The following is a 14,307-nucleotide window of genomic DNA, read 5'->3' on the forward strand; positions in this document are numbered from 1 at the left end:
TATGGCAGCTAGATCTTTAAGTAATGCACCCGTTACTTCAATAAGGCTTTTACTTTTTACTCATCATCAAAGTCATCATATTCTTAAGAAAATATAATAATAAATTCCTTTAAACTAGGTGCATATTCTTCTAATACTGTTGTTTCGTGATTCCAAAGATAAATGGTATCTCCCATTTTCCCGTTCATTTTTTTAAAGCAAAGTATATCTCCCGAACCATCATCACCAATCGCAATAAGGTCTTCAGACATTCTTTCGTCTCTTACTTCCTTATTTTGTCTAACAACATCATCCCAAGTTTTTTTAGGATTTATTTGGGTTTTAATAGGATAGAGAATCCATTCACCAATCTCCGCATTATTTACTAACTTAAAAAGTTCTTTGTACTGTTCAGGAAAAATCAAACCTAACTTTTCCTCTGCCAGCTTTATATCCGATTCATCAACGCCTGATTTCTTTGTTTCGATTAAATTCCGTACATTCTGCATTTAGATAAAACTCCTTCACCCATAAATCTTTCATTATTATTAATTCAATAACAAATATATCATTTCCTTCTTCAAGTAACCTGCCCAGTTAGCACAATAAGAAAACAGGATTGCAGCAACCATCCCATCTTTAACATTAACACCTGTTGAACATCTAAAATGCTGTTAATACATCAAAAACTTTCCAAGCCTATAAACTTCAAACAATAGGAAAAAAGAAAAACAAATAATAATTAAATATAAATTTGTTTTGGACAATTTGTGTTTAAAAATTGAAATTACATTTATAAGGACTCCCAATCCAATGCAAATTTGCGATACCTCAAATATAACTTCATTATGATTAAAGAACCCAGTGATACTAAGTATCATCCCTATTATTAAGAGAGATAAAATAAAAATTTTGAACTGTTCCACTCTCCCGTTCTTGTATAAACCCTTATATCATTATTCTTTAGAGATATTAAGAATTCCTTCTTAAACTAAACTGACCGTTAGTGAAACAAGAAAAGCTGCCTAAACGACAGCTCTGGTTTTTAACTCAAGCACTCCGTTAGTTGAACTACGGAGACAAAGGGATAGTATTAACTTTTTTTCATTCTACTGATTCGAAAGTATTTATGGAAGATTTGTAAATGGTGCTTTCACTAAAAGTTAAGCTGTCTTTTTTACAAAAACCAATAAAATTTCTATACCCCTTAACGATTGAATCCATTAATTCCTCCAATGGAAAACTAGTTGAAATATTTACCAGCTTATTCCCTTCATTGATTTCAAAATAAAATTGACCATCTTTTTTAAGGACGAACACTTCTATCGGATAACCTATGAGGGTAATACGATACCTTTGGTCAGCTGCTTGATTAATAACAATGTAAGATAAATCGCCCCACGTCTCCAATAAATCATCAGTTTCATTCTGTTGATAAAATACTTTGATGATCATATGTAACCTCAATATATCCAGGTAAATACTCATTTTCTTCATAATCTAATATCTTTTGGGCAGCTACTTCTGCTAAAGGGTGGTCAATGGGTAAAAATTCATTCTCTTCTTTCGTTAAATAACCTAGCTCAGGTACATAATTAGAAACAAAAGTTTTAAATTCTAAGCTCTTATTCATTCTCATTGTACGTTAGCACAACAAGAAAAAAGACCGCCACAGCGATTATTTCTTTAACTCTTGCACCCGTTAGTTGAAGAACGTTAATTCATTGACCCTGCAATTTCTAACATTTTTTCTTTCGGTAATCTTGAACTATTCATTTCTACATAAGTACCATCTTGTACCCAATTAAGTAAGCCACCAGTAATGGTGTCTCCCTTTTTATCAACTTCACCACTATCTATCCATTCCTGAAAATAACCCTTGTTTCCATTAATATCAACTGGCTGAGCATAAGGAAAATCGTCATCCGATAAAGGAAATCCCATTCTCTGGGTTAATACCAACCATCATCTTTGTATCCTTACTGTCCATATAATGTAGCATTAACCAAGGGGATGTTTTGGTATCTAATGTCCAATCGTCAGGAATCTTTTTGGGAGTCAAAACGGTAAAATCAACTTTTTTCTTTATTTCTGGAATGGTAATGCTGTTGTGGTTATACTTAATTTCTTTAGCCATTATTATCATCGGGCTACTATTAAACACGATTAGGACAATGAATAAACGAATTGGAAATGCCACTTTACACCTCAATTGTAATTGAAATTTCAGGTATTCGTATCTCAGATCAATCACTTCTTATTAAACTATCCTGCTTACTTTAGTTGAACAAGAAAAAGCAATGCCTTATAATAAGCATCGCAAACCGTTAGTTCAATATCAATTAGATTGGTACTGTTGGAATTCAATTGATTTTGCTTGATACATTTTGTCACGATACTCATAAGCAATAATAACTTCACCAATAGAATGTGCTGGGGAAACTTGGGACGCTAACCTAACATTAAGTTGATTGTTTTCTACTTCATACTTAATAATGCTACCAAAGGATATATCATTAAATATATTCTCAGGCTCGATACCTACTGGACTTATATCTACAACATAATGCTTGTCTCCAATACTTATTTTCGCTTCAGTTGGTGTTAACCTGGTTTTAACATTCTTCAATACTATTGCAAGGGGGTTATCAACAAGCACCTCGCCAAACCGATTATAATCTATATGAAAAACATTAACTTCTTGGTCTAAAACACCAGTACCGTAACCTTTCGTTAAGATTATGATTAATTCTTTCTTTTCATCTTTATTGATGTCTTCGTAATATATTTGCGGGGCGTAGGTAGGATTAGTAACGTTCATCCAAAAAGGTCTTGAGAAAACCCTCCCCTTTAAATCAATTTTGAAGTCATAATATAAACCATCCATTTTCTTGGCATAAATAGTTATATTATCTTTATCGGATTTTGCTATCACAGTATATCCTGGAATTGTTGCTCCTGCTTTATTAGGGGCAATTACAAAAAGAATTGCTATTATTGAAATGATGAATCTTTTCATTAGTCAACACCTCATTTTAGTGTTCCCAACCTTGTTTTGTTATTCAACTAACCTGCTTCGTTAGTGGAACAAGAAAAAATAAGACCACCGTAGTGATCTTTATCTTAAATCTTTCCCCCGTCACTTCAATTAGAAAAGGATGTCAAATCAGCCAGCTGGCATATTTACTTCTTACCGTTGCCCCCCAAAAATCAGAAGAACAATCAACCACCGGATCGATGATGATATACTATTTTTAAACAGTAAAATTTTTAAAATTGCGAGAAAAAATTCCTTTGGTTTCGTTATATAAGATGTAAAAGCTTTTACAAAAAAATAAGGGGAATTTGATATGAAATCAAACGAATCAAATTTTATACAGCGACTACATCGACAAAAAGAAGATGCTTTAGATTATATTGTTGATCAATATTTGCCATTAATTAAGGGTGTGACTTATAAAGTTCTCTCTCCCCTTAATAATACAGGGATCGTTGAAGAATGTATCAATGATATTTTTCTATCAATATGGGATAATTCCAGAACATTTAATGGAGATTCTAGTGATTTTAAGAGATGGATTTGTGCAATTGCAAAATTCAAAGCTATTGATTATTACAGAAAAGAAAGTAAAAAAGTGGAATCCACATCGAACGTTTTAGAATTAAAATCAGGAAAATCCATTGAAGAGGAACTAATTCTTAACGAAAGAAGAGCTGAATTAATAATTTTAATCAATCAACTAGATCCTGTTGAGCGAGATATTTTTATAATGAAGTTCTTTCTTGGCCTAAAGTCTGAAGATATATCAAAGAAACTAGGCTTAACCAAAGCCGCAATTGATAATCGAATTTATAGGGGCAAACAGAAGCTTAACAAAAAAGCATCGAACCTTAAGTTAGGAGAGAATAGGATATGAAAGATATTTATCAATTATTAAATGATATTAACCTAGATGATAATGAATTCGTAGAAATGGAAGTTAATGAAATAGAAACTGCCAGGGTAAAGAAAGCTCTAAAAAAAGCGATTAATGAGAAGAAAAAATTGAAGAGCAATATTTGGAAAAGGAATGCCCTTGTAGCCTCTATTTTAGTTTGTATTTCGGCTACAACCTTTGGATTAACATTTCCAGCTTATGCTAAAAACATCCCTATAATTGATGATATTTTTCGCTTTTTCGATAATAAGACTGTACACTATGATGGCAGCAAAGAATACCAATCCTTGGAAAATGAAAATGGACTGTATACTAATTATAAGAAATTCTCCACTGCAATCGGTCTTACTAAGGAAAGCAATGGAATTAAAATCACAATTAATGATGCCATTTTTGATGGCAAGACCCTCACATTAACATATTCTATTGAAAGTAAACAAGAGTTAGGTAATGTAGGTATATCTTTGCCAGAAATAAATGGAATAGGAGCGAGAAGTGGAACAAGCGGTACTTCAAAAATAGGTACAGACAAATATGTTGGTATACTCACTGTATCTAATTTTGATGATACAAATTTAAATGGTGCTGATATCCAATGGAATATTGACAGTCTTAGGAACCCTGAAAATCACACTGAGATTAAAGGTGCTTGGAAATTTGAATTTAGTTTAAACGCTGCTAATAGCAAAATACAATTAACTGAGGGTAGTAGTGCTGAAAAAAATGGTGTAACCGTTAATATAGAAAAAATCACCTTTAATCCGATGTCCTTTGCCGTTTCTTATAACCAAGAGATTTCGGAGATGATTAGCAAAAAGTGGAACGTAATGTATGTTGATTTAGAAATCAAAGATGACTTAGGAAATAAATACTCAGGTCAGGGGAATGGAGGTTTTGGCACAGAAGCCTTCTTTCAAACAAGTAAAACATTCGGAAAATTAGATCCGAATGCATCGAAGCTCATTATTACGCCTCATATCATTTTACAGGATAAGAAACTAGGTAAAGGCAATGATGAATTTGTGGCAAAGGATATAATTATTAAAATAAAAAAGTAAATAATTTTCCAGAATAGCTACCTAAATGAATTTAGGTAGCTATATTTTTATTCGTAAAATACTTATTTAACTGAGCCAAATTGACAGCAAAAATGAAAAATAATCGGAGTATCAAATTGTGATTATTTTTTAAATATGGATATATTGAGCTAAAGCACCCGTTACTTTAAGTACACTTTTTCACAATCTTTTTATCAAAAGTAAACATCTGAGGAATTCTGTTTACGCTCTCAAAAATCCTCTTATTTCTTTTCAACCATTGATAACAGAATTTTTTCCATCTCTTCTTTTGATAGTCTATCTGCCAAAATAAAGATTTCAATTCCTTCTTTTGGTACGTTGACTTTTATACCTTGGATATTAGAATCCTCAGAATGTCTATATTCTAGCGTATAGCCTTTTAAAGTATAAGAATCTGTATATTGAAATTCCCATAAGGCAAACCCATCCTCTTGCCCCGTTTTTGCCTGAGTAGCCCAGAACCCAAATTCACCTTTTTGATATTCCAACTCAACAGACGGATCTTTTCGGAAAAATCCTGTTTTCGGTCGTATGGTTGTTTCTTTATAAACATACCCTTCTGGTATATATGTTGGTTTGAAAATCGGAAAGTCTACTGATTTTGCTAAGATTTTTTGTTCATATTTTTTTATTTGAGAACTTATTTCATCAACTCTCATTATTTTTTCATTATCACTCAAATAATCATCGGATTTATGTATTTCTCTATTTTCTTTAATCAACTCGCTATAAGTTGAAAATTCTTTATCTGACAAAATTCGTTTTGCTACTTGTAAATGTTCTTCAAGCATATTAATTTCATTAACGCTTGCATTTGGAAATATTATTTTAATGTCTGTTTGACCAAACATTTGGGATATTAAAGATTCTGCTGCCTTGGTAAATTGCGAACCACCTACTGTAAAACCAATTGTAGGGATTATTATTAACGTGAAAACAGTTGCAAGTATTAATCTATTCTTAGAAATGATTGTCCTTTTTTTGTGTTGATAGTTATTTCTTTCTAATTTTTCAAATGTTTCTTTTTTAAATTTTTCAATATCTACTTTATGTTCATAGTACATTTTTGCTGACCTTAATTCCCTTTCCTCCATAGCCATCCTCCTTAATAATTTTGTTTCTTAATAATTTTCTACCACGGGTAAGTCTGGATTTAACTGTCCCAATATTTAGATTTAAAATTTGTGAAATTTGGTGAATGGAAAGCTCTTCAAAATAGAAAAGCGTAATAGGTATGCTGTAATGTCTCGGAAGTCCATATACAGCTTTATGAATGTTTTCTTCCTTTGCATTGCGGAGATATAAATCTTCAGTGCTTTCCTGCTTCTTTTCAGGTAAAAATTCGGATATAATTTCTCGCCAGCCTTTTCTAAATGAACTTTTACATTCATTAATGACAATTCGTGCAAGCCAAGGAAACGGCTCTTCCTTATTTTCTAATTGTTCCATTGCATTGAAGGCTTTAATAAATGCCTCTTGAACGTAATCTTCTGCTTTTAGCCAATCTTTGACGTAAGTATAAGCAAGGCTAACAAGACGCTGAGTGTAATTATTTATCCATTCTTCTAGAACTTCCTTCTTATCCAAGAATTCGCCCCCTTTTCAATTTGGTTTATTTTGGTCTTTCAAAAGTAAGATGCACTTATATTAAAAAAGGTTCCATTTTTTTTTGAGATTATTATAAAAAGGCTAAAGCGAATTTCACTTTTAGCCCTTAATTCTCCACTTTATTAGAATAATCCTTCTTATGCTAACCTGCCAATTAGTGCAACAAGAAAAGGGAACGCCGCAGCGATCCCCTTCCTAAACTCTTGCACCCGTTAGCTTAATAAAAAAAATACGAAATGTGCCGTAAACTTTAGTCATTATCATTAGGTAGAATTTCTCCTCCCCAGTCACAGTAAAAACAATCAATTCCCCACCCTTTAACAGGCACTATTACTTCATCTTTTTTTCTTTCATTAAAAACAAGGCTTGTAAATGGTTTAACATAAAGAGATTCATCAATTAGTTCCTTTCCACAATTAGGACAAAATTTGGGTTTCATTACAAACTATCTCCATTCATTAGTTACTATCTATCTTAATAATATAACAAAATCCTTATTACACTAACCTGCTCCGTTTGTTGAAGAAGAAAAAAGAGGTGCCGCAGCTACCTCCATTCTTCAACTCAAGCACCCGTCAGTGTAAGTACAATCTTTCACAAACTCAATACTGTTAAAAGAACAAGTGACTTTTCCTAGAGCTTCCAAGCTTCTTTTAATAACTTAATTCCTGTATTGATTTCAGTTTCCTTTAATCCTCCAAATCCAAGTAAGATTCTAGAACCTACTCTTCCTGTTGCTCCTTTATAATATATTGATAATGGATAAACCTTTACACCAACATTCATTGCAGTGTTAATTAACTCGTCTTCCTCCATATTGTTTTTTACTTCCAAAACAATATGAAGTCCTGATTTTCCACCGATTATGTTTACATTTTGCCCAAAATAATTGTTAATGGCTAACATTAAGGTACTATGCTTTTTACGGTAAAGAGTTCTCATTTTGTTTAAATGACTTTGCCAAAATCCTTCTTTCATAAAACGATAAAGAGTATCCTGGTGAATACGAGAAACGGTCTGTTTATAAATAGTAAAGTGCTCCAGATATTTTTTCATAAGTGGGGATGGTAAAACCATATAGCTAATACGTATAGATGGAATTAAAGACTTCGAAAATGTACCTAAATACACGACTCTTTCCTTTGTACTCAGCCCTTGTAAAGACGGAATTGGCTTCCCTTTATATCGATATTCACCGTCATAGTCATCTTCAATAATATATCCGTTCTTTTCTTCTGCCCATTTTATCAAATCCATTCTTCTTGAAATGGGCATTATCATCCCATAAGGAAATTGATGAGACGGTGTTACATAAACAACATTTGCATCCGAATTTTTTAACTGGTTTATATTTATCCCATCTTCGTCGAGAGGTATAGGAACCGTATGTACTCCTAAATCTTGTAAAGTTATTCTCGTTCTATGGAAGCCAGGATTCTCAAGAGCATAGATATGTTCTTTACCGATTAACATACACAATAATCCAATAAGTACCTGAGTACCTGCACCAATTATGATTTGTTCGGCAGAGCATCTAACACCTCTGGAAGCATACAGATGAGCTGCAATTTGTTCACGAAGTAGCTCCTCCCCTTGAGGATTTCCATTATAAAATAATTCTCCCTGGTCCTCGTATAATGATTGAATGGTTAATTTTCTCCAAATGGCATATGGAAAGTGTTCCAAATCAACCTTACCCGAATTGAAATCAATCTTGTTATTTACTTGTACTTTCTTGGTTTTTGACTCCAATTTATCTAAACCTCTTTGGTTAATGATTAAATCATTATCAAAGGTTGTAACAAATAATCCTTTTCGAGGTTTACTTTCCACATACCCCTCCGCACATAATTGCTCATAAGCCGACTGAATTGTGTTTAAACTTAATCCAAGGTAATTTGATAAATTTCGTTTTGACGGTAATTTTTCTTTTGACTTTATTCTTCCATATAAAATTTCTTGTTTAATGTAATTGGCTAGTTGTATGTACATAGGTTTGCCATTTTTACTATCCAAAACAGGTGTTATTTCAATCATATTTCCTCTCCCATAATAATACTGGCACCATTAAAATTCTTGAATCTGGTCCTTTTGATTATACCAGATTGTGTTTAAATAATGGTAAAGGAGATGAACAAAAATGGTTAATGAAAAATCAATTTTAATAAAAGAACTGAGAAATGAGCAGGAATGGAAAGAAGCCTATCCAATGATGAAGCAATTAAGGACCCATTTGGACGAACAGCAATTCCTTCAACTAGTTCAAGAAGCTACACAAAAAGAAAATTATAAAATTGCAGCTTTATATGACAATGAAATAATGGTAGCAGTAACAGGCTTTATGCCAATGATCACTTTATACAATGGAAGGTTCATTTGGGTTTGTGATTTAGTTACAGATTCAGATAGTCGTTCGAAAGGATATGGCGAAGCACTTCTAAATTATGTACATATTTGGTCAAAGGAAAATGGCTATGATATTGTCTCACTCTCATCAGGATTACAACGAATAGATGCTCATCGCTTTTATGAAAATAAAATGGAATATGACAAGGTTAGCTATGTTTTTCTTAAAAGACTTTAAATCGAAATTATGTTATAGAAAAAGACCCAATGAAGGTCTTTTTTTCATATAGTTCCTAATAGAGTTAACTTAATTTTAAACCCTCGTGTTCAACTAACCTGCCACGTTAGTTCAACAAGAAAAAGGAGCTGCCGATTACAGCTCCATCTTAAACTAAAGCACCCGTTAGTGGAACAAGAAGGTAAAGTTATAAATCAACTGTTACCAAACTGATAGCTTTGTTCTTGTGTCATTTTTATCTGTAATGTATTGGAGATTTTCAAACCCTTTTATCTTTGCATTATCATATAATCTTTCAAGTTTTTCACTTTCCTTACAATAAATTGTGACATAAACAGAATCAACAACTAATAATACGATTTCACAATCGCTATTTAAAAAATCCCTATACGTCTCAATTACTGATGGTTTTTTTCCTTTTGGATAGGCTTTTAAGTCCACAAAAATGAGATAATATCTATTATCTTTTAAAAGTTCTTTAAGGGATAAGCCATCTATCCAGTTTACCTTATCTGTGAATAGTGGTTTTCCTAACTCATCATCCTCGACTAAATATGATTCCTCGCCCCCACTTAGCCATATGAATTTAGTAATTTCAATGGGTGTTAATACCTCCCAAAGAAATCTTCCGTATTCATTGGGGATTTCAAAACTGATTCCTCGTTTCATTTTTTCTCCTGCCTATATTTTATTGAATTGACCTGCACCGTAAGCACAATAAGAAAAAGGGCTCCACAGTCCCCCTTAATCTTGAACTCTTGCAACCCGTTAGTGAAATTAGTCTTAGAGAAAAATCACAATTAATAGTAATCCTATACCTATTAGAACTCCACCAATCAACTCATAATTGTCCAACAAGAAGAACAACTTACTTCTATTTTTAAAATCGAATGAATGAATCCTTTTTCTTAACCAAAATCCAAAAATCACAATAAAAATTAATGCGAAAAGAAGTAACATTGGAGTATTTTTAATATATGTTTCATTCCCCATTTTTTACACCTACCCATTAATCACAAAATAATAATGATTGATTCTGTACTCATTCTTCATTGAAATACTATATACACAATAGTAACACCTTCTAGCACTAACCTGCCAGTTAGCTTAACAAGCAAAAAGATGTTGCCGCAGCAACACCTTGTTTAACTCTTGCACCCGTTAGTTGAACAAAATCTATATAACCCAGGTAAGGAAGATGCACCTGGCATTTCCCTGCTTATTAAACTAAACTGCAACCGTTAGTAATAAAAGAAGACCATTATGAAAATGCCAACCGAAGCAATATTGGAAAGGTAATTCCACTTATTATTTGATTTTATTAATATATCTTCAACAACACCAAGCAAACTCATAAGTGAACCTACAATACAAGCAGACCTTATATAAACAGATGAAAATCCCTCAATATATCCTTTTATGAACAGCATAATGCCTAAAACAAAAAGTAACAAATGCATAAAATATATTGGTTTATTACTTTTTGAATATCTTTCCTTAATCTTAATTAGCATTTTTCCCCCTCCAAATAATACTTTTCACTCATCTCTTTATTAACCCACTTAAGGCATTATATATTACCTTATTCTATGGTTTAGATTTATTTTCCTTCTTCCACTAAACTGCCCGTTAGTTAAAAAAGCCACCAAGAATGGCAGCTCTCTATTAAGCTCCTGCACCGTTAGTAAAAAGCTTTATATTCTTGTTAATGGATTACTTTCTTGAAATATTAGTGTCCATCTCCTCCCAACTATAATCTGGTATGGTTGCAATTAATAAAATGTTTTGGAATACATCTATATCCCAAACAATAATAATATCTTTAGCCTGATACACTTTCTTTATCTTATCGTTGGTTTCATTTTCAAAGTCTAATTCGTAAATAGCCGCACTTCTATCTGTAATACCAAATAAATTATGCCCCTTTTTAATTAATCTCGCTATCGGTTCATCGACTTGTCGCTTTCCCCATTTACCTCCACTAACGTCACGTATCCACAATCCACTTTCGGTGGAAATAACGATCTTATTCTTAAGGATTTTCATATCCCAAGGAACACCTGCATTTGAAGGTATAGATATCGCTTTCCATTTATCTCTGTTTTTCCGAAAAATCTTCCTATCTTGAGTAAAGACAAATAACTCTCCCTTATCAGAGATCTGAACTGTGTGTAGGGATTCAGGAACCGGGTGTTTTTCCCAACTATCCCCTTGATTTATAGTTGAGTAAACCATTCCGTCAGATAAAACTGCAATGTTATTATTCAAAGAATAATCTATGTTTTCAATTTCTTTTTTTAAAGTCAATATTTTATTCCCTTTACTTTTATGCGTTACATTTGACCATATTTCATATGCTGTTGAAACATATAATTCATCTTTAGTGTTAAACCACGCATATTTTACATACTTGTTTATATCTAAGTCAGTCCATCTTTTTCCATTATTTGAACAGACTTCAAGAAATGGATCATTGGTTGTACTAAACTGAGTTGGTTTTCTGTCACCCCAAGTAACCAAGTATTCTTTCCCTGCTGTGATTCCCATAATAGCCATACCTTTTTTTGTTATCTTAGATATATTTGATCCTGGTTGTCGGGATATTAAACCACCGCCATAGGGAACTTTGTGAATCGCACCAGTGATTTTACCGTTTTTTGCATCGAAAGTAATTCTTGTAAAGAGTTTATCTTTGTCAATGCCCAATACAGTTATAGTCGGTGTATCTTCAATAATATTAAGTGTAAAATGATATCCTGTTGCCCAGTCCTTTCCCGGTTTAAGTCCATATTTATTCTTTGCTATTTTTACTACTTCAGCACTATCAAACTTAATATCATTGTAGGCTATCGTTTGATCCTGACCCGATTGTTTTAACTTTTCGAATACTGTAATTTTTCCTTTTGAAATACCAAGAAGTAAATATTCATCTGTACCAGGAACAATAAAATTCAAGAACCAAGTAAAACGTTTCCCAGTCTCTCCTCTTGATCCGCCCATTGTCTCGTCAACACTTCTTACTCTTAATAAAGATGCGTTATCATTCCATTCTTTTGCTCGGCCTAGACCGAGGTTTATGGCTTCTTTAAGAGATAATTCCCCCTTTTCTATGCTTATCATTGATGACTTAACTTCTGTTATTTCACTACTCATAAGAGTTAATACTATTAATAATGCAATTAATTTAAATGAGGCCTTTTTAATCCTAAACAAGAAAAACCACCATCCACCCTAAAAATAAAAATAAAAAACCAGTTTTAACAAAGGTTTTGCCAAAACTGGTTTTTTATTCAATAAACTTGCTCCGTTAGTTCAATAACTTCTCCTAGAATTTAGTTCAATAGAATTTCACTTGTCAACGTAGAAATTTACAACTTGTCCATTCTTACAAAACCAAGTTTTAGATATTATTTTATTTTTTATTTCGTAGAAGTTTATAGTTACTTCATTAACATTCTCGTCATTTATATTTATTTGTTTATTCTTGTCTGCTAAAAAATAAAATCCACTCTTATCTTTGTTATATTCAGGTTGCCGCATACTTACTGTTGGGTCTTTTAAGAGTAGTGTAGTGTTCTTACTCTTCATATCTATTGTTGCGATACTGAAAGTATGTTCTTTTGGGTTATTAAAGTAACTAATTAAAATGTTGTTCCCATCTGAAGATAACGATGCACCTGTTAAGAAAACTTCTATGGTTTTTATATCTTTTACTTTCTGTCCATCCTTATTATAAATAGATAGAGTATAAACTGGTGGTTCTGGAGGAATTCCTTTCTTGTTAGCTTGTTCAATTTTTTCATACTCTTTTTTTACCGAATTCGTTACTAAAAGCAATTGTTTCTTCTTTGGATTATAATCCATCATAAATACTGATGTGTCTTTATCCTGGTTATTCCACTTATTTATTTTTTTGTTCTTTAAATCATATATTGCTAATTGAAAGTTACGTTCGTTATCACCTATCAATACCCTCATAAATAAAAGTTGGTTCTCCTCATCCAATTCTAATAAATCAACATTATTAAATTGATTGGTAAGTTGTTTAGTTTGACTATTATTAAGATTCTGTTTGAAAAGTTGTGATGTTTGATTTTTTGTTTTGTTAGTAAAATACACTTCTTTGTTCGAACTTGAATATGTTGCCGTAGGATAATCTGTTATCTCTTTTTTAAATAAAATTTTGTTTTTTTTTGTATTTGTATCATATTGATAAAATCTTTGTTTCAGTTTATCATCTACAAAGTTTATAAAAAGATTATCACCTCTAAATTCTGCACTCTTTGATTCTTCAGCATAAACGTCCATATTTATAGGATTGAAAGCAAAGAGGAATAAAAAGATAATTACATTAATTTTCTTCATACCAATACCTACCTTTTCTATTTCTAGAGTTTATAAGTATTTTCCCAAACTCATAAGATTGCATCCTTATTAAAGTAAACTGCTTCGTTAGCTGAATAACAAAAAAAGGACCGCTGTTGCAATCCCCGTTGTTCAACTCAAGCACCCGTTAGCTTAATAAGAATTTCTTTAATTGTTAATTATAAGAGAAACCTGGAATGGAGGATATTTATGAGAAAAAGCCTTTTCATATTGATTGCCTGCTTAACCCTTTTCTTCTATTCACCCGTTAAAGCTGAAACCGTAACTAAAAATGATGTACAGTTGCGTGATGACTTGATTTTCATTATGCTTTATCCCTCAATTCAACAGGAATTGAAGAAGCAATATGGCGAAATTAAACAAAATTATTATGGTAAAATAACCCAAATCAAGAAACTGCCAATAGGCACTTACTTATTTAATGTCACCGTGCAGGTAACAACATTTGAAGGTGCTCACGGTCCTCCCAATGATTTAGTGACAATCACTTTTAGTAATGAAAAAACCATAGAGTGGAAGGCTATTGATTTCAAAAGAAGAAGGTTAAAGCCAAATGAAATAACTAAATGCGGGCATCCTTTGTAAAAAGGGTGTTTTTTCTTCGGTTATATTCTTAAACTAAGCTGCTTTGTTAGTGGAACAAGGAAAGCGACTGCCTTATTGAATAATCGCACCCGTTAGCTGAATAAGGACTATGGGTGATAACTATGCATCACATTTCTAAAATATTTTA

Annotated in this window: 18 protein-coding genes; 4 read left to right on the forward strand and 14 right to left on the reverse strand. The window is 32.3% G+C overall.

Annotated features, from left to right (window positions below; genetic code table 11):
- Positions 1-83: 83 nt before the first annotated feature.
- From CCK98_RS19750 to CCK98_RS19770, 6 genes are all read right to left on the reverse strand, one after another.
- Positions 84-488, reverse strand: a complete 405-nt coding sequence (locus CCK98_RS19750) for an SMI1/KNR4 family protein (RefSeq protein WP_088088142.1) — start codon at positions 486-488, stop codon at positions 84-86.
- A 595-nt stretch (positions 489-1,083) separates the two neighbouring features.
- Positions 1,084-1,434: a hypothetical protein gene (locus CCK98_RS19755; protein WP_088088143.1), complete on the reverse strand. Its 351-nt coding sequence runs from the start codon at positions 1,432-1,434 to the stop codon at positions 1,084-1,086.
- Positions 1,403-1,612 carry a hypothetical protein gene (locus CCK98_RS19760; protein WP_088088144.1) on the reverse strand — a complete coding sequence of 70 codons (210 nt, stop codon included), beginning with the start codon at positions 1,610-1,612 and terminating at the stop codon, positions 1,403-1,405. Before CCK98_RS19760 ends, CCK98_RS19755 begins: the two co-directional genes overlap by 32 nt.
- Positions 1,613-1,695: 83 nt before the next feature.
- Positions 1,696-1,923 (reverse strand): DUF4367 domain-containing protein, encoded by a 228-nt coding sequence (locus tag CCK98_RS36440; RefSeq protein WP_256942413.1) that lies wholly within the window; start codon positions 1,921-1,923, stop codon positions 1,696-1,698.
- Entirely contained in the window at positions 1,901-2,179 is a 279-nt protein-coding gene (locus CCK98_RS36445; protein WP_256942414.1) for a hypothetical protein, read from the reverse strand. The genes CCK98_RS36440 and CCK98_RS36445 overlap by 23 nt, the downstream gene beginning before the upstream one ends.
- Positions 2,180-2,317: 138 nt before the next feature.
- Positions 2,318-2,998, reverse strand: coding sequence for a hypothetical protein (locus tag CCK98_RS19770; protein ID WP_088088145.1), 681 nt, complete (start codon positions 2,996-2,998; stop codon positions 2,318-2,320).
- A gap of 331 nt (positions 2,999-3,329) precedes the next feature.
- Between CCK98_RS19770 and CCK98_RS19775 the strand changes: the two genes are divergently transcribed.
- Positions 3,330-3,896 carry a sigma-70 family RNA polymerase sigma factor gene (locus CCK98_RS19775; protein WP_088088146.1) on the forward strand — a complete coding sequence of 189 codons (567 nt, stop codon included), beginning with the start codon at positions 3,330-3,332 and terminating at the stop codon, positions 3,894-3,896.
- Positions 3,893-4,975: a DUF4179 domain-containing protein gene (locus tag CCK98_RS19780; protein ID WP_088088147.1), complete on the forward strand. Its 1,083-nt coding sequence runs from the start codon at positions 3,893-3,895 to the stop codon at positions 4,973-4,975. The genes CCK98_RS19775 and CCK98_RS19780 overlap by 4 nt, the downstream gene beginning before the upstream one ends.
- Positions 4,976-5,217: 242 nt before the next feature.
- On the opposite strand, the gene CCK98_RS19785 is transcribed toward CCK98_RS19780, so the two are convergent.
- The 4 genes from CCK98_RS19785 to CCK98_RS19800 all read right to left on the reverse strand — a co-directional run bounded on the left by CCK98_RS19785 (position 5,218) and on the right by CCK98_RS19800 (position 8,641).
- Complete coding sequence (locus tag CCK98_RS19785; RefSeq protein WP_088088148.1) at positions 5,218-6,090, reverse strand: hypothetical protein; 873 nt, start codon at positions 6,088-6,090, stop codon at positions 5,218-5,220.
- Positions 6,050-6,583: an RNA polymerase sigma factor gene (locus CCK98_RS19790; protein WP_088088149.1), complete on the reverse strand. Its 534-nt coding sequence runs from the start codon at positions 6,581-6,583 to the stop codon at positions 6,050-6,052. Before CCK98_RS19790 ends, CCK98_RS19785 begins: the two co-directional genes overlap by 41 nt.
- 271 nt (positions 6,584-6,854) lie before the next feature.
- Complete coding sequence (locus tag CCK98_RS19795; RefSeq protein ID WP_088088150.1) at positions 6,855-7,043, reverse strand: hypothetical protein; 189 nt, start codon at positions 7,041-7,043, stop codon at positions 6,855-6,857.
- A 194-nt stretch (positions 7,044-7,237) separates the two neighbouring features.
- The gene (locus CCK98_RS19800) at positions 7,238-8,641 is read right to left on the reverse strand and encodes a PLP-dependent aminotransferase family protein (protein WP_088088151.1); all 1,404 of its coding nucleotides are present in this window, start codon (positions 8,639-8,641) and stop codon (positions 7,238-7,240) included.
- A gap of 103 nt (positions 8,642-8,744) precedes the next feature.
- On the opposite strand from CCK98_RS19800, the gene CCK98_RS19805 reads away from it, so the two are divergent.
- Positions 8,745-9,188, forward strand: a complete 444-nt coding sequence (locus tag CCK98_RS19805; protein WP_088088152.1) for an N-acetyltransferase — start codon at positions 8,745-8,747, stop codon at positions 9,186-9,188.
- 201 nt (positions 9,189-9,389) lie between these two features.
- Here CCK98_RS19805 and CCK98_RS19810 read toward each other — a convergent pair whose 3' ends face one another.
- The 4 genes from CCK98_RS19810 to CCK98_RS19830 form a co-directional block, all read right to left on the reverse strand.
- Positions 9,390-9,857 carry a DUF2691 family protein gene (locus CCK98_RS19810; RefSeq protein WP_088088153.1) on the reverse strand — a complete coding sequence of 156 codons (468 nt, stop codon included), beginning with the start codon at positions 9,855-9,857 and terminating at the stop codon, positions 9,390-9,392.
- Between the two features lie 572 nt (positions 9,858-10,429).
- Entirely contained in the window at positions 10,430-10,702 is a 273-nt protein-coding gene (locus CCK98_RS19820) for a hypothetical protein (protein ID WP_088088155.1), read from the reverse strand.
- A 199-nt stretch (positions 10,703-10,901) separates the two neighbouring features.
- On the reverse strand, positions 10,902-12,401 hold the full coding sequence (locus CCK98_RS19825) for a hypothetical protein (protein WP_088088156.1): 1,500 nt from the start codon (positions 12,399-12,401) through the stop codon (positions 10,902-10,904).
- A 135-nt stretch (positions 12,402-12,536) separates the two neighbouring features.
- Positions 12,537-13,553, reverse strand: coding sequence for a hypothetical protein (locus CCK98_RS19830; protein WP_088088157.1), 1,017 nt, complete (start codon positions 13,551-13,553; stop codon positions 12,537-12,539).
- A 210-nt stretch (positions 13,554-13,763) separates the two neighbouring features.
- Between CCK98_RS19830 and CCK98_RS19835 the strand changes: the two genes are divergently transcribed.
- The gene (locus tag CCK98_RS19835; protein ID WP_088088158.1) at positions 13,764-14,159 is read left to right on the forward strand and encodes a DUF3888 domain-containing protein; all 396 of its coding nucleotides are present in this window, start codon (positions 13,764-13,766) and stop codon (positions 14,157-14,159) included.
- The last annotated feature ends 148 nt before the right edge of the window (positions 14,160-14,307 follow it).

This window comes from Bacillus sp. OV166, from assembly GCF_900177675.1.
Taxonomy (GTDB): domain Bacteria; phylum Bacillota; class Bacilli; order Bacillales; family Cytobacillaceae; genus Neobacillus.